19 protein-coding genes are annotated in these 19353 nt (G+C 33.2%); 5 read left to right on the forward strand and 14 right to left on the reverse strand.

Going from position 1 to position 19353, the window contains the following annotated elements; genetic code table 11:
- Positions 1-3: 3 nt before the first annotated feature.
- Genes nrdD through AC6H33_RS06975 form a run of 3 tightly spaced genes read left to right on the forward strand, consistent with a single transcriptional unit; the run spans position 4 to position 2569 of the window.
- Positions 4-156, forward strand: coding sequence for an anaerobic ribonucleoside-triphosphate reductase (gene nrdD / locus AC6H33_RS06965; RefSeq protein ID WP_041672264.1), 153 nt, complete (start codon positions 4-6; stop codon positions 154-156).
- The gene (locus AC6H33_RS06970) at positions 119-820 is read left to right on the forward strand and encodes an anaerobic ribonucleoside-triphosphate reductase activating protein (protein ID WP_497604164.1); all 702 of its coding nucleotides are present in this window, start codon (positions 119-121) and stop codon (positions 818-820) included. The genes nrdD and AC6H33_RS06970 overlap by 38 nt, the downstream gene beginning before the upstream one ends.
- A 45-nt stretch (positions 821-865) precedes the next feature.
- Positions 866-2569, forward strand: a complete 1704-nt coding sequence (locus tag AC6H33_RS06975) for a ferredoxin-like domain-containing protein (protein ID WP_497604165.1) — start codon at positions 866-868, stop codon at positions 2567-2569.
- On the opposite strand, the gene AC6H33_RS06980 is transcribed toward AC6H33_RS06975, so the two are convergent.
- The 9 genes from AC6H33_RS06980 to AC6H33_RS07020 all read right to left on the reverse strand — a co-directional run bounded on the left by AC6H33_RS06980 (position 2556) and on the right by AC6H33_RS07020 (position 11853).
- Complete coding sequence (locus AC6H33_RS06980; RefSeq protein ID WP_497604166.1) at positions 2556-3233, reverse strand: response regulator transcription factor; 678 nt, start codon at positions 3231-3233, stop codon at positions 2556-2558. The genes AC6H33_RS06975 and AC6H33_RS06980 overlap by 14 nt on opposite strands.
- A 1-nt stretch (position 3234) precedes the next feature.
- Positions 3235-4434, reverse strand: coding sequence for a PAS domain-containing sensor histidine kinase (locus AC6H33_RS06985; RefSeq protein ID WP_497604167.1), 1200 nt, complete (start codon positions 4432-4434; stop codon positions 3235-3237).
- Between the two features lie 6 nt (positions 4435-4440).
- Positions 4441-7161, reverse strand: a complete 2721-nt coding sequence (gene polA, locus AC6H33_RS06990) for a DNA polymerase I (protein ID WP_497604168.1) — start codon at positions 7159-7161, stop codon at positions 4441-4443.
- 1 nt (position 7162) lies between these two features.
- Positions 7163-7972 carry an HDOD domain-containing protein gene (locus AC6H33_RS06995; protein ID WP_497604169.1) on the reverse strand — a complete coding sequence of 270 codons (810 nt, stop codon included), beginning with the start codon at positions 7970-7972 and terminating at the stop codon, positions 7163-7165.
- Positions 7973-8019: 47 nt separating this feature from the next.
- A complete protein-coding gene (locus AC6H33_RS07000; protein ID WP_497604170.1) occupies positions 8020-8733 on the reverse strand; it encodes a sulfite exporter TauE/SafE family protein in 714 nt (237 codons plus the stop codon).
- 2 nt (positions 8734-8735) lie between these two features.
- On the reverse strand, positions 8736-9245 hold the full coding sequence (locus tag AC6H33_RS07005) for a hypothetical protein (protein WP_497604171.1): 510 nt from the start codon (positions 9243-9245) through the stop codon (positions 8736-8738).
- Between the two features lie 187 nt (positions 9246-9432).
- Complete coding sequence (locus AC6H33_RS07010) at positions 9433-10260, reverse strand: tyrosine-type recombinase/integrase (RefSeq protein ID WP_497604172.1); 828 nt, start codon at positions 10258-10260, stop codon at positions 9433-9435.
- A gap of 2 nt (positions 10261-10262) precedes the next feature.
- Positions 10263-11261: a hypothetical protein gene (locus AC6H33_RS07015; RefSeq protein WP_497604173.1), complete on the reverse strand. Its 999-nt coding sequence runs from the start codon at positions 11259-11261 to the stop codon at positions 10263-10265.
- Between the two features lie 4 nt (positions 11262-11265).
- Positions 11266-11853 (reverse strand): hypothetical protein, encoded by a 588-nt coding sequence (locus AC6H33_RS07020; protein ID WP_497604174.1) that lies wholly within the window; start codon positions 11851-11853, stop codon positions 11266-11268.
- 129 nt (positions 11854-11982) lie between these two features.
- Between AC6H33_RS07020 and gatC the strand changes: the two genes are divergently transcribed.
- Together gatC and AC6H33_RS07030 are read left to right on the forward strand one after the other, a co-directional pair.
- On the forward strand, positions 11983-12273 hold the full coding sequence (gatC, locus tag AC6H33_RS07025) for an Asp-tRNA(Asn)/Glu-tRNA(Gln) amidotransferase subunit GatC (RefSeq protein WP_497604175.1): 291 nt from the start codon (positions 11983-11985) through the stop codon (positions 12271-12273).
- Between the two features lie 61 nt (positions 12274-12334).
- On the forward strand, positions 12335-13420 hold the full coding sequence (locus tag AC6H33_RS07030; RefSeq protein ID WP_497604176.1) for a type IV pilus twitching motility protein PilT: 1086 nt from the start codon (positions 12335-12337) through the stop codon (positions 13418-13420).
- Between the two features lie 25 nt (positions 13421-13445).
- On the opposite strand, the gene AC6H33_RS07035 is transcribed toward AC6H33_RS07030, so the two are convergent.
- The 5 genes from AC6H33_RS07035 to AC6H33_RS07055 are packed head-to-tail and all read right to left on the reverse strand — an operon-like array spanning position 13446 to position 19306.
- Positions 13446-14435, reverse strand: a complete 990-nt coding sequence (locus AC6H33_RS07035; RefSeq protein ID WP_497604177.1) for an SAM-dependent methyltransferase — start codon at positions 14433-14435, stop codon at positions 13446-13448.
- Positions 14425-15645 (reverse strand): TolC family protein, encoded by a 1221-nt coding sequence (locus AC6H33_RS07040; RefSeq protein ID WP_497604178.1) that lies wholly within the window; start codon positions 15643-15645, stop codon positions 14425-14427. Before AC6H33_RS07040 ends, AC6H33_RS07035 begins: the two co-directional genes overlap by 11 nt.
- A complete protein-coding gene (locus tag AC6H33_RS07045; RefSeq protein ID WP_497604179.1) occupies positions 15602-16786 on the reverse strand; it encodes an aspartate aminotransferase family protein in 1185 nt (394 codons plus the stop codon). Before AC6H33_RS07045 ends, AC6H33_RS07040 begins: the two co-directional genes overlap by 44 nt.
- Positions 16783-18516: a molybdopterin-dependent oxidoreductase gene (locus tag AC6H33_RS07050; RefSeq protein ID WP_497604180.1), complete on the reverse strand. Its 1734-nt coding sequence runs from the start codon at positions 18514-18516 to the stop codon at positions 16783-16785. Before AC6H33_RS07050 ends, AC6H33_RS07045 begins: the two co-directional genes overlap by 4 nt.
- Positions 18509-19306 carry an efflux RND transporter periplasmic adaptor subunit gene (locus AC6H33_RS07055; protein WP_497604181.1) on the reverse strand — a complete coding sequence of 266 codons (798 nt, stop codon included), beginning with the start codon at positions 19304-19306 and terminating at the stop codon, positions 18509-18511. Before AC6H33_RS07055 ends, AC6H33_RS07050 begins: the two co-directional genes overlap by 8 nt.
- Positions 19307-19353: the final 47 nt, after the last annotated feature.

The following is a 19353-nucleotide window of genomic DNA, read 5'->3' on the forward strand; positions in this document are numbered from 1 at the left end:
AAAATGAGCAAAAATGAAGCTTTAGCTATGTTGAATGAAAAAAGACAAAAGTGTACTGTGTACACAAGAGTTATGGGTTATCACAGACCTGTAGAGAGTTTTAACGTAGGAAAAACTGGTGAGCACAAACAGAGAAAACAATTCACTGAGTGCTAGTGTAATATATGACTTAACGTCATTCACCCACTTAGATTACCCTGACCACCTATCTTGCATAGTGTGGTTTAGTGGGTGCAATATGAGATGTGACTACTGCTACAACAAAGATATAGTTTTTGCCAAAGATGGCAAGTACAGCTATAACGACATCCTAAATTTTTTAAAAACTAGAGTAAATCTGCTTGAAGCAGTTGTTTTATCTGGTGGCGAAGCAACTTCTTATGATTTGGTTCCATTTTGCCTCAAGATAAAAGAACTTGGATTTAAAATAAAACTCGATACAAACGGAACAAACTTCTTACATGTAAAAGAACTCATCGAACTTAATCTTTTAGATTATATAGCGCTTGATTATAAAGCTCCTGTGTCAAAATTTACTCAAATTACTCACTCAAATAAATTTGATGAATTTAGCAAAACTCTTGATTTTTTGATAGAGAAAAAAATAGATTTTGAGGCTAGAACAACGCTACATAGTGATTTACTATGCGAGAATGATATAAACGAAATTATTGATGATTTGCTTATGCGTGGATATTCAAAAGAGTACTATATTCAAGAGTTTGTAGAGACAGAGTCAAATATAGGAGATTTAAAAAGCCCAAAATATCTATTTGACAAATCTCTTCTCAAAAGTGACCTGAAAATTGTTTTTAGATGACATATATCAATAGGGTTTATTTTAATTATTTGATAGAATATAGCTATGGAAAATAAACTCAATAAAAGAGAGCGATATAAAGCTCAATTAAAACCGATAGATTATTACAAAGATTTTGAAAACATTGATTTTGAAAGCCTAAATGAAGCAGATAGATTTTACCTTCAAGACTTTGGAATATTCAACACAAATTTTTTAGAAGATGAGTTCACTATACGCATCCGCATTCCTGGTGGAAAAATTAGTGCTGAGAATTTCCAAAAAATTGCAGATATTGTTGATGAGTATAATCTAACTATCATCTTAACTGCAAGAAGCGGTATTCAGCTCCATAACGTAGAAGCAGATAACGTTTTAGAGATACACAAGCGTATAAATGCTCTTGGCGTATCTACATGGCAAAGCTTTGGTGATAACGTTAGAAATATCATTACAGACGCATATGATGGCTGTGGGAGCTCATCTGAGATAGAAACATATCCTATAGTTATGGCTATGCATGACTATATTATAGAAAATCCGCGTTATGTTGGAATGTTACCTCGTCGTATCTCAATTGGAATTTCAGGCAATCGCTCAAATGTAAGCTCATTTTTTGCAAATGATTTATACTTTGCACTTGCGAAAAAAGATGGTGTTTTTGGATTTAATGTTTATATGGGTGGCAAAAATACAGAAGTAGCTCTAAGTACGGATATATTTTTACTTGAAACAGAAGTTTTTGGTTTTTTCAAAGCATTTATTGAAGCATTTTATATTCATGGCTCTCGCTCTTCAAGAGCAAAAACTAGAATCTTTCATATGATTGAAGAGATTGGTATGGACGCACTTAAGGCTTTTATCCAACAAGAGTATAAAAGTGATTTTCAAACTGAGGGCGAGTTAATATTAGAAAAAACAAAGTTTGGAGAGTTTCACAAACTAAAAGATGGGAAGTATGGTTTTTGTTATCAGACAGATTTTTCAAGACTAACAACAGATGAGATAAAAAATATAGCTTCATACGCTACAAAAAACTCTCTTGAAATTCGTCTTGGAATGGATCAAAACATCTATCTCATAGGACTAAATGAGCCATCAACTACATTAAAATCTCAAGCACTAAGTAACACAATCGTTGCATGTGCTGGAAACCTTTGCCCCTATGCTGTTTGGAGCATCAAAGATGAAACTTCGTATCTACCACTAGATAAGATAAATGAGCACAGTATTCAAGTTGGCTTTTCGGGTTGCGCTAAGGGATGTGGAAGACATAGACACACAGACATCGGACTAATAGGGCTAAAAACAAATAACTTTGGAGATACAGACGGAGGGGCTAGAATTTTTATAGGTGCTAGTCACTCCGATGGAACTTCAACTGGGCGACAACTCTTTTCAATGGTTCCTTTTATGCACCTAAATAGCGTTGTCTCTTTAGCTATTAAGTTTTTTGAACTTAGCGGATATAGTGATTTTGAAGAGTATGCTACAAAAATACTAAGCAACTACTCTGAAGAGTTTGTATCTTTATGGTTTTTAGCAAATTTAGAGACAAATAAAACCATAGAACTTCTGAGCCAAGAGACTACAACAACGTATGAGTATGAAAAAAATCTACTTAAAAAAGAGTTTGGTGAGCTTGATTTTTGGGAGCATGTAGATGAAAATTTTCACGATGCTATAAGTTATCTCTCTAAAAAATTATGGACTATCGAGGGCGAAGACCCGCACTATAAACCTAAAATAGACAGGGTTAACTTTCGCTAAGAAGAAGTTGATACCCAAAACCTTTTATATTTTTTATAAGCACTTTAGAGGTCTTTTCTCTAAAGCGTTTGATAAACGTTCTGAGCCTCTCATCACTTGCATCCGCTCCCCAAAGAGCTTCTTTTATGGATATATCATCAACTGTTCTATCTTTAGAATCTAACAAAAGAGTTAAAAATTTTATATCGTTTTTTGCAAGAGCTATATACTTCTCGTTTTTATAAAGAGAGTTTGTATTTTTGTTAAAAACATAGCAATCACTGAGCTTTACTATCTTATTTTGTATCTTTGAAGTTATACTGCTTATATATTCCAAAAGTTCCTCTGCATCAAAAGGTTTTAGAAAATACTTTGTTACTCCAACATCTATTGCCCCAAAGAGTTTCTCTTTTTCACTAAAAGCACTTAGTATAATTATTGGTGTATTTGGGTTGATACGCTTGAGCTCTTTTGCCATCTCAAGCCCATCAAGACGAGGCATCATAATGTCAGTGATGACAATATCAGGTCTTATCTTTTTAAAAAGCTCTATCCCCTCAACACCGTCTTTTGCAATAGTAAAACTATGAAAATTATCTCCTATCGCCTCTTTAAGAAGACGTGCAAGATTTTCTTCATCTTCAACAAGAATAATTTTTAAATCTTTTAATACTCTATTTTTCATACTAATCCAATGGAATTTTTATACTAAATGTTGTTGTCTTTTTTTTACTTACAACGTCAAGCGTAGCACCAAGGCCTTGCTCACAAATCATCCTTGACATAAACAGACCAAGCCCTGTTCCACGGCTTTTATGTTTGGTTGTGAAGTATGGCTCAAAGATTTTTTCTATATTTTCTTTTGATATTCCACCTGCATTATCAACAAACTCTATAAGAGCAAAACCACTCTCTTTTTTTACACGAATAGAGATCTCTCTAAGAAGAATACTATTATGTACAAAAGCGTCTTTAGAGTTGTTTATAAGGTTAATTATCACCTGCGTTAGCTCATTTGAGATACCAAGTACTTCTATGTCTTGAAACTCTTTTTTTAGACTTATCATCTGCTCATTCATTATATTTTCCAAAAGCGCGACTGCCTCTTCTATACTATCGCTAATATTGAAATAGTGTCGCTCTTTATCTGGTGAGAAAAAGTTTGTAAAATCATCGATAGTTTGAGACATATTTTTTATAATATGCTTACTCTCATCATAAAACTTTGAGGCGTCTGCGCTATTCTCATTTTGCATAGCTTTTTTAATGTTAAACATCGCCAAAGAGAGCTCAGTGAGAGGTTGTCTCCATTGATGAGCTATGTTTGCTAGCATCTGCCCTAGACTTGCATGACGAGATTGCCAAAACATAACACGTTGCTTCTCTTCATTTTTTTCTATCTCATCGCGTACGCGCTCTTCAAGTGTCTGATTTAACTCTTTTAACTCTTTTGTCTGCTCTGCAACTCTCTTCTCAAGATTTCTATTTAGCTCTTCATACTCTGCTTCTTTTTTAAGAAGTTCCTCTCTTAGAAGGACCTCTTTTGTTACGTCATACCTTATTGCTATATACTCTGCTATATTTTCTTTTTCATCAAGAATTGGAATAATTGTTGTATTTACATAAAAAGTAGAGCCATCTTTTGCCAAATTTTTCACAGTATCTTTATATACATGCTTCTTAGATATGCTCTGCCAAAGAAGTTCAAACTTCTCACTTGGCACTTCAGGATGACGAACAATATTGTGATTTCTTCCTAGAAGCTCCTCTTTTGTATATCCGCTTATTTTACAAAACTCACTATTTACAAAAGTAATAATGCCATTAACGTCTGTCTTTGAGATGATATTGTTATTTTCAATAGCCTCTTTGTACTGCTTTAGCATATCACGCTACTTTAACTCGCTCCACTTATCCCCAATATTCATACTGGCTTTTAGTGGAACATTTAGTTGCATTATATTTTGCATTATATTTTTAAATCTCTCGCCTAAAGCTTCTGCCTCAGACGCATCTACCTCAAATATGAGCTCATCGTGAATTTGTAGAAGCATTTTTGCGTTTAGGCGCTCATCTTCTATAACTTTATCAATTTTATTCATACTTAGTTTGATAAGGTCACTTGCACTTCCTTGAAATATACTATTTACTGACTCTCTCTCGTAGGCTGCTCTAAACATAGGTGCAGCATTTTCATAGTCAAAATATCTGCGTCTGCCAAGAAGTGTCTCAACATATCCCCTCTCTTTTGAAAAATCTACAATAGAGCGAAAATATGACTTAACACTAGGAAAGCTGTTAAAATATCTCTCTATAATCTCTTTAGCTTCTGTTGTCGTTATCTTAAGAGTTTCAGAGAGTTTTTTCTGTCCCATTCCATATAAAAGCCCAAAGTTAACCGTTTTAGCCACATTTCTTTTAAGTGGTGCTTCTTCTTCGCCAAAAAGTGCAATCGCTGTTTGCATGTGTATATCTTTATCTTGCATAAATGCATCAACAAGAACTCTGTCTTTAGTAAAGTGTGCTAGAAGTCTAAGCTCAATTTGTGAGTAGTCAATACCTATGAGTTTTTTACCCTTTGGTGCTACAAACGCCTCTCTTATCTTTGTACCAAGAGCTGTTCTAGTCGGTATATTTTGAAGATTTGGGTTTTTTGAGCTCAGTCTTCCTGTTGTAGTTCCAGTTTGAACAAAAGAGGTGTGAATACGACTCTGTTTATCTTCTTTACTAAGCTTTAGAAGCGGTTCTATATATGTTGAGTAAAGTTTGTAAACTTCTCTATACTCTAAAAGATATGGGATAATCTCATGTTCATCTAGCAGAGAGTTTAAAACCTTCTCATCGGTCGAGTATCCTGTTTTCGTCTTTTTTGAGGCACTAAGCCCTAGCTTATCAAAAAGTACACCGCCTAGCTGTTGTGTTGAGTTAATATTAAACTCCATAGAAGCGAGTTCATAAATCTTCTTTGTTAGCTCACTCAAAGACTCTTTTACTTCAACTAAAAACTGCTCCAAAAATGAACTATTAACCTCTATGCCATACGTCTCCATCTTAAGTAGCGTTTTGATAAAAGGAAATTCAACAGCCCTTGCCTCTTCTATAAGATGCTCCGCCCCCTGATCTCTTAACATCTCTAAGAAAAGATAGTAAAGTCTTAGTGTTATATAAGCATCTTCTGCTGCATAATCACATGCATCTTCAAGTGCAACACTTGCAAATGTCTCACCTTTTTTTACACTATCTTTAAATGCAATCATCTTATGCTCTAAGAGTTTTTCTGAAAGTTTATCAAGAGAGAGCGCACTCTCAGGGTTTATAAGCCAAGCTAAAATCATAGAGTCAGCAAATATATCAAGCTCGACTTCACCTAAAAATCTTGTTACAAAATGTAGGTCAAACTTTATATTATGCCCTACTACACGGGAGTTAAATATCTTTTTAATGGCAATTTTTGCCTCTTCGTGTGAGACTTGCTCTCCAACTCCAAGATAAAAATGCGCTATTGGAACATAATAAGCTTCATCTTCATTAAAACAAAAACTAAATCCAACAAGAGAATCATTTTTATAATCAAGCCCTGTTGTCTCTGTGTCAAAAGCTACTATCGTATCCTCTTTTAGTGTTGATAAAACTCTTTTAAGTTCTTTGGCATCATCTATTAGAGTTGCTTTAAAATCTATCTTTTTATTAGTCCAAATCTCTGCTTCTACTTTTTTCAGAGCTTCTTGATGAGTCTGCTGAGTAACCATATTTTTAGCGGCAAGAGTTCTTAGAACTGCATTTTGTTCATACTTTACAAGCTCATCATATATATTTAAAAAAGGATTTTCTATATCCATTTTGTACTCTTCAAAATCAAAACTCTCAAAAACACTACAACTAAGCGTTACAAGCTTTTTAGACATATATGCCTGTTCTTTAGACTCTAAAAGTTTTTTTTGAATTCCAAGCGGTTTTACATCCTCAATATTTGCATAGATATTGTCAAGGCTTTGATACTCTACTAGCAGTTTTTCTGCACCAACCTTGCCTATGCCCTTAACACCAGGGATATTATCAGCAGAGTCGCCAAGAATGGATTGATAATCTATAAACTGTTTTGGAGATATTCCATACTTCTTAAGGCAGCCATCTTCATCCATAACCTGTTTTTTTATAGCATCAACTAAAACAACTTTTCCATCATCAATAAGTTGAAAAAGGTCTTTATCATGTGACACTACTCTAACATTGTAGTTCATCTCTTTTGCAAAGTGTACCACTGTAGCTATAATATCATCTGCTTCATATCCGTTACAACCAAGTGTTTTATAGCCCATTTTGTCTATCCACTCAATAGCAATTGGGAGTTGCATAGTAAGCTCTATCGGTGGTGCTTGTCTGTTTGCTTTATAGTTTGTGTCTATCTCTTTTCTAAAGCTATCACCCTTAGTATCTATAGCAAAAACAATATAATCACTGTCATGCTGTTTTTGAAGAGTTGAGATAAAGTTTATAAAACCAGTTAAAAGTCCAGTAGGAAAGCCTTGAGCGTTTTTTAGATGCTGTGGCAGAGCATAAAAACTGCGGAAAAAAAAGCCAAATGTATCTATTACGGTTACTGTTTTGCTCATTTTAAAGTGACTGCGTCATGCTGCTTATAGACTCTTCCAATAGTTCAACTTTATATCCTGCATCAAGAGCTATTTTGAGTCCAAAATTTATAGCCATCTCTGAAAAAGGTCTATTTATAGGAATAATTGTCTTTACAATATTTAATGCCATAGCAAACTCTTTAATCTCATCTTGTGCACCAGAAGGAGCATCTGAGTATTTTATCATCTCTATAAAGTCGCTATCAAATCCCCAATGTTTAAAGACAAGGGCAGTTACTTCTCCGCAACTTGCATTTACATAAGCTCTCTCAACCGTTGCTAGGCTATTTGAGTTTTCTACTTCACTTGCAAAGCTTATCGCTTCATCATTTTGAATAACTTCACTTGCAATTAGTATCTTTCCTGTCTCTTGCAAAAATGCCGCTAAATAGAGCTTTTCAGCCTTTTGCTTATCAATTTTTTTATACCAATTAAGGATTAAAGCAGCTTGGAGTGAAGAGACATGCGCAAACTCATCTGATGTTACATTATATGGCTGCATATCTACATTTAGAAGTTTTTTTATAGAGTTTCCAATTGCAATAGAACGTGTCATACTCATTCCAAAAAGGCTTACTGCTTGTGAAGCATTTTTTATCTCACGACCAAAACCATAAAGAGGAGAGTTTGCAATTTTTAAGATATTTGCAATTATCATCGGATCTTGCTCTATCACATTTGCCATATCTTTTACCGTAGAGTTCTCATTGGCATATATCTGGTTTATCTTGATAATTGTTGATGAGAGCGGAGGGAGTGCTTTAATATTATCTATAATAGAGCTTTTCAAATTTGCACCTCTTTTTTTAAATTATTATAGCAAGTTATCTATTAAAATTATTTGCTATGACACTCGCTAAGTGTTTTTTCGGCTCTTGCAAAATAGTCATAACCGTTGTAAATTGTATATACCCCATATATAACTACTGCAAAAGATGAGAGGCTTACCATCATATTTCTGAGGTTTGTAGCCCTTGATAGAGATGCTAAAAAACCAAGTCCAAACATAGCTGGAATTGTACTTAGCCCAAATATCATCATTACAAATGCACCATAGAGTGGGCTAGCTGTACTTGCCGCTGTTATCGCAAAAAAATAGACGAATCCACATGGCATAAGGCCATTTAACATGCCAAGCGTAAAAAAACTAAAGTTTGATTTTGAGTTAAGAACCTTCTTAAAAGTATCTTTATACACAGAAGAAGATGAAAAAGAGTGCTCGATAAGTGTTAAGAACTTTATTTTACCCATCAAAGAAAGACCTGCAAGAACCATAGCAACCCCAGCAACTACAAGGAGTACTCCATTTGCACTATTACTAAAAGTAACTACTCCGCCTAAAGCCCCAAATATAGCGCCAAGAGTTGAGTATGTAAATACACGTCCTAAAGAGTAAAGAAGATGAGCAATACTTTGTGAAACTTTTGAACTGCTTGGTTCAATTTTTATGGATGAATATGCTAAAACTATGCCTCCACACATCCCTATACAGTGCCCAAAAGAGCCCAAAAAAGCTATGGTCATGATAGTTATTATGTTTACTGTTTCCAAATCTAGTTCTCTTTATTTAAAAGTTTTTTCCTGATTAATGGATTGCGCAGCGTCTCTCCTCTTAACATTCTAAGACGCATTATATCAAAAGTAACAAGCCCCTCTGCGTCATTCTCATAAGCTCCAAAACCATAACCCATAGCAGTTTCATCTGTAAGTGAATAAAATGCGCCTCTAGCATCAATAAATCTCTTTGTATCTCTACTCATTACCCAGATTTTAATATCATTTCCAAGATTTTTATCTTCTAGCCATTTAACAAATCCGCCATGATCATGAAAAAACCAGCTTTTGCCATCTTTTGATATCAGTTGCGAGGCATCTCTTAAGTTATCTATCACCATGCCACAATCACTATCCTGATAAAGCCCTGCACTCATCTCAATAGGTAGTTGAGCCATATTTCCCTCTTGAACAACAATCATTTTTTTAGAAGTTGCAAGAAACAGAAAAACGAGAACAAGAGTGCCAACAAAAAGAGCAAGAAATATAAATGGCAATAATTTTTTCATTTTTTTAAAAACCTTTATTAGATATGGTTAATCAAAATTCTATATTTAAAATATTTGATTTTTCAAATAAATATAAAATAATTATCTATTTTTATAAAATATTTGTTATGTATGAAATTAAGAATCAAACAATCATAATATTTTACATAACTAAGCGTTACATTAGCATTAGGCATCTAGCCTATATTTACAAATGCTCTTTAGCCATTGGATGACACACTTCTAATGTCTCTTTTAAATCTTGTTTTTGTATGTGTGTATATATTTGAGTTGTTAAAAGTGAAGCGTGACCAAGAAGTTCTTGAACAACTCTCAAATCTGCTCCACCAGCAATTAGTGAAGTAGCATATGAGTGCCTAAGTACATGAGGAGAGACTCCTAAGTATTTTTGAGTTATTTTGTATGCAGATATTCTACTAAGCTTATCACCCTTGTAATTGCACCAAATATACTCTTTTGTCTTTTGCAACTCACTAAGATAAGCGTCAACAGCCGCTTTTGCTACATGAGCAATTGGAACTATACGCTCTTTCTCACCTTTTGCATGTCTGATGTATAGCCACTCACCTTCAATATCTTCTCTTCTTAGTGCCAAACACTCACTAATCCTTGTCCCAGTTGCATATAAAAAAATTATTATTGCATAGTCTCTAAGCCCTATTATAGAGCTTCTATCAACCTTAGAGAGAGCATTTTGTATATCTTGAAATGAAAGAAATTTTGGAAGTAGTTTTGGGATTTTTGAAAACTTTAATTTTTTCTTTTCGTCAACAAACTGATTTTTATAACAAAAATCAAAAAAAGCGTTTACTGAAGATAGTTTTCTGTTGAGTGTTCTTTTGTTTTTATATTCACTTAAGAGATTAAAAAGAGTTTTTGAATCCAGTGATATTAACGGTTTCTTTAGAGCAGACTCTATCTGTTCTAAATCACCTCTATAAGCATCTACGCTTTTTTTGCTAAGAGCTTTTATAACACTTATGTACTCTATAAAAGCCTCTAGCTCGTTTGACATCACTACTCTACTGAAATATACTCATCATGAACAAAAAAGATTTTATTATTTATATAAACATATCCATCTTCAACATCAGCTTCATAGATGCCAGAAGATGACAAATCAATTGGCATCTCGATAAGATAACCCTCTTTTTCTAAAGCGTATAGTTTACCATCATTTAAAATAAGTCCTAAAAAGTGTGCAAATGGAAATTTTAATCTTGCATTCTCTTTTAAGTCTGATGTTAAAGATATGATTTCGCCCTGTTTTGTAGCTATATAAATATTTTTATCATCTGCAGCTATGCTTCTTATATCAAATGGCAACCTAATCTCATCTTGTGATAAAGAGAGTATTTTATTTCCAGTTGCCGCAATAATTTTATTATCTAAAAGGTTAAAGTAGATTATATTATTAAAATGCTCTTCAGTGCTCACGATAATCGTTCTTAATCTCTTTTTTGTTGCTTCGTTTATGATTACAACTTTTCCATCTAGTGTTGCAAAAATAACAAGCTCATCTCTAAAATAAGGCTTTACAATCTTTGAGTTTACAACAATAGGAGGATTCCCCTGCTCTTTTAAAAGTAACGTCTTACTCTTTATAGAGTAAAGCGCCATCTCATTATCCGAAAAAAGAACAGCTAAAGTATCTTTTTTAACACTAGCAGTCGCAATTGTTTTCTTTAGATTAAATTTTTCAACACTTTTTTTATCTGCAATATTTTGAAGAGTTAAGTTTCCATCAATATTTGAGCTTAAAACCCATCCATCGCTCTCTCCCAAAAGTTTTTCATCTTCGGCAATAAAAATATCAACAATCTTTCCATCAACCAATATTTTTCTATCTTCTATCAAAGCAGCATTCTGAGATATTGATTTTATAGTTACATCACTGCTACCAGAGTGCTCCCAATCATCTACTATACTTATAGGTTTAAAAACTTCTTTTGATCCGCACGCACTAAAGAAAATCACAACAAGCAATGGTATGAAAACAGTATATAAAGTTCTCAAAATATTACTTTATACCATAGTGCATAAGAGATGCAACTAATTTTTCTAGTGATGACTCTTTTGATACTTTCTCAAGCATATCTCTAGCCTCATTTATCTTATTTTCATTTAAAAGCATTATCGCTCCTTGCACAAGAGCCAAATCTCTAAAAATAGCATCTTGTTTTGAGGCATATTTTTCAAGCATTGAGCTATCTGTTGCCATTTCATACTCAGCTAAATCACTAACAATAAGAGTCTTTGTATTTTTTAAATTTTTAAGTGATTCCACATCTTTGTTTGCAATAACTTGTGAAAAAGTCCAAGCATCATAAAGATTTGGTGCTAAAGATTTAAGTTCATTTAACGCTGCTGTGTCATTTGAATTCAACTTAAGTTTGGTAAAAGCTATATTTGCAGCCTTTATCTTGCTGTTTTCATTTGCATCATAGGCGATATTTGCACCTACCAATACAATAATTGCAATAACAGAGATGATCATTACATTTTTATATTTTTTAATAAATCTCTCAGTTACAACCGCTTTTTCAAAAAACTTCTCTTCGGAGCTTAGCTCCTCTTTAATCATATCTATATTATCTTTTAAGCTCAAAAATATTCCTTAGCGTTCTTTATAACTATCAAAAAGTTTAAAATAGTATCGCATATTTTGTTAAACTTTCATCAAATAGATATATTTTTTTTGTTACAATCCATATCAGATTATTATTAGGGTGATTATATGCAAATAGACGATTTATTATTAACTAAATTAGAAAAGTTATCATTTTTAAAAATTACTGATGACAAAAGAGATGAAATTATCTCTCAACTCTCTGAAATTGTAAATTTTGTTGATAATTTGAGCCAATTAGACACAAAAAATGTTGATGAAAAATTTGCGATGAGTGACGATGCTACACTTTTAAGAGAAGATATTGCTTATTGCGATACCTCAATAAATGAGAGTATTATTAAAAATGCACCTCAAAACCGTGATAACTTCTTTATAGTACCAAAGATAATAGAGTAGCTATCCAAAAAAGGGTGCTATAATTTAGGACAAAAATTTAAAAAGACAAAGGTATGTAATTATGAGTCAAGAAATAAGTAAATCAATTGATATAAAAAAGCTACTTAAGAGTGTTTTACATTTTGAATCTTCAGATTTGCACCTTGTCCCTGGCAGTGAGCCACAAATCAGAATTGACAAAGCTCTAAAACCACTAAATCTGCCTATACTAAATGCTAAAGAGATAGAAGAGATGGCTTATGCCCTCATAGAAGATAAGCAAAAGAAAATCTTTGAAGAAAATAATGAACTTGACTTTTCATTTGAACTCGAAGGTATTGGTCGTTTTCGTGCTAACTACTATCGTACTATTGGCGGAATTGCATGTGCATTTCGTATGATTCCAATAGACATACCGCCTCTTGAAAAGTTTAACAACAACCCGATATTTAAAGAGCTTGTAAAAAGAGAAAAAGGACTTATCTTAGTAACAGGTCCTACTGGTAGCGGTAAGTCAACCACACTAGCTTCTATGCTTCATGAAATAAACATGACTGCTAACAAGCATGTAATCACCATAGAAGACCCCGTTGAGTTTGTTCATACAAATATAAAATCTCTCTTCTCACAAAGAGAAGTTGGTGCAGATACAAACTCTTTTTCAACAGCTTTAAAATTTGCTCTAAGACAAGATCCTGACGTAATACTAGTTGGTGAGATGAGAGATAAAGAGACAATTTCTGCAGCTCTTACTGCGGCTGAAACTGGTCACATAGTTTTTGGAACACTCCATACAAACTCTGCGCCCTCAACTATAAACCGTATTATTGATGTTTTTGATGCTGGAGAACAAGCACAAGTAAGAGCGCAACTTGCATCTTCACTTATCTCTGTTATCTCTCAGTCTCTTATGCCAAGAATTGGCGGTGGAATTGTCGCTACACAAGAGGTTTTAATAGCAAATCCAGCTATTCAAAACTTAATTAGAGAAGACAAAGTTCATCAAATATATTCTCAAATGCAGTTAAATCAAAATGAAACACATATGACTACACAAACAGATCAATTAGTAACGCTGCTACGAAAAAGAGCCATCTCAAAAGAGACTGCAATTACGGCCTCAAATAGACCTGAAGAGCTTATTAAAATTATTCATAATCTTTCATAATCCTTTGACATTTTATGTCAAGGGGTTATTGTTTTCTAAACTTTATCATCTTAAAACGCTCACCTAAAAAATTTGGCATTATTAAGATTTTAACTTTTTCTAACTCTTGTTTATAAATCTTCTCATCTGCTTTTTCTTTTAAAATTTCTAGTAATTCTAAGATTCCCATATTTACAAGAGCGACCATTTGTGCTTTCAACTCTATAAACTCTACTCCAGCCTCTACATAAGCATCTTTTACATGCTCAAAAGTTACATCATAAGTTATATCTGAATTTGCAAAAAGTTCATCTCTTTTTATATTTTCATCAAAAAATGGGATTACTTCATGTTTAGAGTAAACTCTTATAGAGAAATCAGGACGAGCTTGCATCTCTCCATAGTCAAAGCTCATAAACTCGAACCTATCACAAGCACTTGCCATATCTAAAGCAAAATCTTCATATCCAATAGCTATTTCACCTCTATCTTTATGATACTTTTTTGCTTTTTCACTAACCCACTCATTATCTACATCAAAAACAATTTCACTTCCATCAACTCTTGCTGTTTTACCCTTATAATAAAGCTCACAAGCAAATGCATCAAATATCTCATTTGCTATAAAAAAAGCTTCTTTACATTTTAGTTCTTTGAGTGATTTGTAGTGTCTAAGCTTTATAGCGTCACCAAAACTCTCTTTAAGATAGTTTTTTTGAAACTGCTGAAGTGCATCAAATCTCTCTATGATTACAAACTCTAGAGTCTCTAATAGTTTTGGTCTAAGCGTGTATATAAATTCAATAATATCAGCTAAAAAGTATCCATGGTGCGCACCAATTTCACAAATAACGCTATTTTTTTTAAAAAAACCATCATCAATTAAAGAGATGATATGTTTTGCTATTGTCCCGCCAAAAAATTTACTAGAACTTACAGATGTATAAAAATCGCCACCTTTTCCTATACTTTTATATGTCGCATAGTAGCCATTTTCTGAGTATAGCCACTCGCTCATATAGTCACTAAATCTCATTTTTATAAATCTCATAAAGTGTTAAAAGTTCAAGTTGTCTATCTAGCTCATATATCTCAATATCATTTTTTTGAACTTGTAGAGAGTTTTTTAGAAGCTCTACATCATACTCTGTTTTATAGCCAGCCTCAAAAAGCTCTTTTGTTTCTGCTAAAAGCTCTCCATACAACTGAGTATTTTCAACACTTAGCACTCTCTTTCGCTCAAGACTTTCTAAATTTTGCATCACCTGTTCAAAGAGTGCTTTTATCTCTTTTGTCTTGTCTAGCTCATCAATTTTTGACTCTAGATATTCAACTTTTGCACTCTGTATGTCATCAAATGTACTTATATTTAGAGGCATTGATACCTTGAAACCATAATTTAGATAATCAGTAGCCTTAGAGCCAGGTAAGCTTCCACCTTGAAATGTAAAATTCTCACTTCTATCCCAGTTATATCCACCATATATACTAACTTTTGGAAGGTATTTTGAGACAGTTGTACTTTTAAAATATCTATTTTTTTCACTTAAGCTTTGAGACTGTTTGAAAGAGAGATTATTTGCCATAAACTCATCTCTTTGTATTATCTCTAAGTGAGGCAAAGAGGCTTTTTCATGGTCTAAATCACTAATAACACTAAATTTAGATATAAGTCTCTCTCTATTTGCTTCTATATCATAAAGAGCTTGAACAGCTACATTCTTATCTATTATCGCACTATTTAAAAAGCCAGAATCAAGCTGTCCACTTAAATAGCTCTCTTTTTTTTGCGCTAAATTTATCTCTGCATTTTTAATCAATAATTTTTGTCTCTCCACTCTCATTTCGCTCTGTTTTATCTGCATTAAAAGAGAGAGTGCATCTTTGATAAGTTTTCTCTTTGCAACATCTACTGAGTATTGCGAGTATAGTCTTGTTGCTTCAGCGTATTTAATTCCAAAATAGATACCGCCACTTTGAAAAATTGGTTGATCTATAGTAATAGAAGTTTTTTTTGTAATTGACTCAGCATCATAAGCTTCACTAACTCCATAAGAGTAGTTAAGCATTACAGGAGAGATCCAAGAGTCTCGTAAAACATTGCTACTAGCATCTACTTTATCACTCTCTAATCTAAAATACTCTTTTTTATTGTCAGATATATACTCTTCTAAAGAGTTATCCTGAGCTGCTGCAAAGTTGCTATAAAGAGCTAACAGCGCGATTGAGAGATGTAAAACCTTCATCTATTTCCTCTTTTGTAATTGTTAGAGCTGGCAGTAGTCTAAGAGTATCACGCCCTGCTTTTAGCACTATTGCTCCCTCTTCTCTTGCATTTGAGATTATTTTACTTAATGTATCTCCATCTTTTACACGTAAACCACACATCATTCCTATTCCCACTTTTAATGTAAAAATATCTCTATGTGCATTATAAAATTTATCTAACTCACTATCAAAATAATCTATATTTTTTTGTAACTCTTTACTATCATACATATCATTTAAAATATCTATAACTTCACATGCAGCGGCTGTACTTAAAAAATTACCACCAAAAGTTGAGCCATGATCTCCTGCACTAAAAATATCTTTTAGCGTTGTCATAACAACGCCGATAGGTACGCCACCGCCTAAGCCTTTTGCGAGTGTTACCACATCTGGCTCGATATCATAGTAGTTTGATGCAAGAAACTTTCCTGTTCTGTAAACTCCAGTTTGTACTTCATCAATTATAAGTAAAACATTTTTTTCTTTTAAAAATTTTGCAAGTTTTTGAACTGAATCTCTATCTAGTGGCTGAACTCCGCCTTCCCCCTGAACAAGTTCAATCATAACAGCGCATGTATGATCATCTACTAGACTTGCAACATGATCTATGTTATCCGCATATACAAAACCATCAGGATATGGCCCAAAGTAGTTATGCATCTTCTCTTGCCCTGTTGCTTTTACTGTTGTAATAGTTCTTCCATGAAAAGAGTGTTGAAGTGTTATAACCTTATATCTTTTTAATTCACCATCTTTTTCACCAAATTTTCTAGCTATCTTTATAGCACCCTCATTTGCCTCTGCGCCACTGTTTCCAAAGAAACACATCATGTCATATCCGCTCGCTTCAACTATCTTTTGCGCAGCACGTGCTTGTGGTGCTATATAGTAAAGGTTTGAAGTGTGTGTTATATTTGAGAGTTGCTTACAAATAGCATCATTTACTCTTTTATTTGCATGACCAACGCTACATACAGCTATACCTGAAGCAAAGTCTATGTATTTTTTGCCATTTGCATCAACAACTCTTGCGTTATCACCGCTTACAAACTCAACATCAGCTCTTGCGTAAGTTGGTAAAACATATTTTTTATCTTGTTCTTTTATATTATTCATCTTCTGATTTCTACCTTATTTTCTTGAAATATTGCGCTTTTTGTACTTAATGCGTGCTTTGAGGATGTTAGATTATTTACACCCTTAGTACCGCTATAAATTAAAACACAATCCACTCTTAAATCATCATTGTGCTTAACTTTTAACTCAACACTTCCGTTGATTGAGCTAATAGTAATAACTTCTCCATCCTCAAAACCTAAAGAGCTGTGTAGATACACTGACTCTTCACGATTAAATTGAGAATTTAAACTGCCTTGACTCTTGCATGTAATTAGGTGCATACCAGTATCTTCATCTACTTTTGAGTTTAGTTCATCAAGGAAAATAAACTCTTTATCTTTTGTATCAAAACCATTTATGTATGGTATCTCTTCTCTTTTATCGACATACATAAGTCCATCAACCCTCTTTATTGCAAAACTTTTAAAATGGTTAATATAGAACTCCTCGCTCTGTATAGGTAAGGAGTACTCTTTACAAAGATAAGCACTGAGTTCATACTCACTTATTCCTATATTAATATTTGCAACCTTTGGCATAAAAGAGATTCTGTTATGTGAGTATGATGTTCTTACATCATCTTTATATAAAAAACTCTTAGCTGGAATAACCAAATCTGCAATTTCACTTGTCTCATTTTCATAAAGCCCAAAATAGACAATATTTTCTACTTTACTTATTGAGTCTCTTACTCTAAGAGAATCTGGCATTTGAGAGAGTGGATTTGCTCCTTGAATGAAAACCGTCTTAAAGAGGCTAAAATCTGTGTTAACCTTTGATACTTTTTTCCCATTCTTGTTAAATGGAGAAACTATACCATCTCTTGATGAGCCGAGATAGCTAACACCGCACCCCTCTTTCGCAAACAATCCAAGCATTGCGGCAAAAGCATCAATTGCTCTCATCACATCTGCACCATCACTATATTTTTGAATTCCAACACCACATACTATTGCTACTTTTTTGCCCCTAACTAGCCTCAGCAAGTCGCCTACCTGACCAAGTGTTACACCAATTTGTTCTAGCGTAGCTTTTATTCTTAGGTTTTGAGTTAATTCATAATACTCTTCATATTCACTAGCGTATTTATCTAAAAACTCCTCATCACAACCATTTTCTATATGCAAAAAACGACTAAGCAACATTGCCAAAAAAAGATCTGTATGTGGTTTAAGTTGAATATATAAATCTGCAACTTTTGCTATTTTAGTCTTTATAGGGTCTATTACTATGATAGTTTTATCTTTTATTAGTGGTAACAGATGGCTTGAAGATGTATGTGGGTTTCTGCCCCAAAATATTACTACTTCAGATTTAGCAACTTCATGCAAAGGCATATTTTTATTGCTACCTCTACCTTGAATAATTCCCTCTTCACCAGCACCATCACATAAACTTCCATCTGTTAAAGTTGCGCCATATAAAGAGAAAAAATGTTCAGTTACCTCTTGCATAAGTGCAAAATTAGCACTTCCTCTATAATAAAGAGTATCTTCATTTTTTGATGAATCTATCATCTCTTTTAGCTTAAGCAACGCTTCTTCTATCGTTATCTCATTACCCTTGTATCTTGGAACTTGTATAGTCGTATGTTTAGTATAATGATTTAAATGTGGGCACAAAAAGCCGTTTGTATGCCCATCTTTTAGACCTTTTAAAACTCCATTATCAAAGATAATCTCACATGCATCATAACAATCTAAAGGACACGCTGTAATACTACTCATCCCTTAACTCAAGTTTTAACAGTTTAGAAAAAAGAGAAGGAGAATCTATAATTATTTGAGCCATATACTTTGAGATATTTTTTCCATCTGCTATATTTAAAAGTCTTGAAATTTTATAATTGCTCTTTACTCCATCAATATAAATAACTTTTTTTTGCACATCTACAACATCTGATTCATCAAGGTATATTGTTAGTTTTGCTTTTGACACATCTGCTACTTTTGCCAAAGGCGTTGAGATTCCTACAACTTGTCCACTCTTTACAAGCATCTCATAGAGTACAAAATCTTTAGCAACAAGGCTCTTATCTGATATATTTCTTTGAAGTTGAGCATCTCTTAATTTAAGATCTGATATTTGAATTTTTAGATTTTGAATCTCTTTTTTTGTATTTAGATATAAATTTTCACTTGTTATCAAATCATAAAACTCTCTATCTTTTTCTACTGAAGATTTAAACTTAAGTGGTTCAATTTTTTTATAATTTTCTCTTTTTTTAGCAAGTGATTCATCGAGGTTCAGAAGAACTCCTTCGTTTATCTTAATAGTGTTTTCAAGATACTTCAACTTTTCATGTATGGCAATTTGCTCTTTTATATCAAGTTCACTATCTATCTCAATATAAGGATTTTGTGTTAATCTTTTACCTACAAGACTTTCATCTGCACTAATAATCAAACCTGAGACGCTAGATGAAATATCTCTTATTTCATATGGTTCAACCTTTGCATAATAGACCTTTGCATCTAAATAAACAAACAAAAATAACAGCACTATTAAAAATTTCATAAACCAAACCTCTAGTTATATTTTCCCCATGTAATGGCATGTATTTT

This window comes from Sulfurimonas limnophila (genome assembly GCF_059705345.1).

What these genes read in the sequence shown, in the direction of transcription:
- nrdD (WP_041672264.1), top strand. Translation starts at nt 4, where the DNA reads ATGAGCAAAAATGAAGCTTTAGCTATGTTGAATGAAAAAAGACAAAAG.
- AC6H33_RS06975 (WP_497604165.1), top strand. Translation starts at nt 866, where the DNA reads ATGGAAAATAAACTCAATAAAAGAGAGCGATATAAAGCTCAATTAAAA.
- AC6H33_RS06980 (WP_497604166.1), bottom strand. Translation starts at nt 3,233, where the DNA reads ATGAAAAATAGAGTATTAAAAGATTTAAAAATTATTCTTGTTGAAGAT.
- AC6H33_RS06985 (WP_497604167.1), bottom strand. Translation starts at nt 4,434, where the DNA reads ATGCTAAAGCAGTACAAAGAGGCTATTGAAAATAACAATATCATCTCA.
- polA (WP_497604168.1), bottom strand. Translation starts at nt 7,161, where the DNA reads ATGAGCAAAACAGTAACCGTAATAGATACATTTGGCTTTTTTTTCCGC.
- AC6H33_RS07005 (WP_497604171.1), bottom strand. Translation starts at nt 9,245, where the DNA reads ATGAAAAAATTATTGCCATTTATATTTCTTGCTCTTTTTGTTGGCACT.
- AC6H33_RS07010 (WP_497604172.1), bottom strand. Translation starts at nt 10,260, where the DNA reads ATGTCAAACGAGCTAGAGGCTTTTATAGAGTACATAAGTGTTATAAAA.
- gatC (WP_497604175.1), top strand. Translation starts at nt 11,983, where the DNA reads ATGCAAATAGACGATTTATTATTAACTAAATTAGAAAAGTTATCATTT.
- AC6H33_RS07030 (WP_497604176.1), top strand. Translation starts at nt 12,335, where the DNA reads ATGAGTCAAGAAATAAGTAAATCAATTGATATAAAAAAGCTACTTAAG.
- AC6H33_RS07035 (WP_497604177.1), bottom strand. Translation starts at nt 14,435, where the DNA reads ATGAGATTTAGTGACTATATGAGCGAGTGGCTATACTCAGAAAATGGC.
- AC6H33_RS07040 (WP_497604178.1), bottom strand. Translation starts at nt 15,645, where the DNA reads ATGAAGGTTTTACATCTCTCAATCGCGCTGTTAGCTCTTTATAGCAAC.
- AC6H33_RS07045 (WP_497604179.1), bottom strand. Translation starts at nt 16,786, where the DNA reads ATGAATAATATAAAAGAACAAGATAAAAAATATGTTTTACCAACTTAC.
- AC6H33_RS07050 (WP_497604180.1), bottom strand. Translation starts at nt 18,516, where the DNA reads ATGAGTAGTATTACAGCGTGTCCTTTAGATTGTTATGATGCATGTGAG.
- AC6H33_RS07055 (WP_497604181.1), bottom strand. Translation starts at nt 19,306, where the DNA reads ATGAAATTTTTAATAGTGCTGTTATTTTTGTTTGTTTATTTAGATGCA.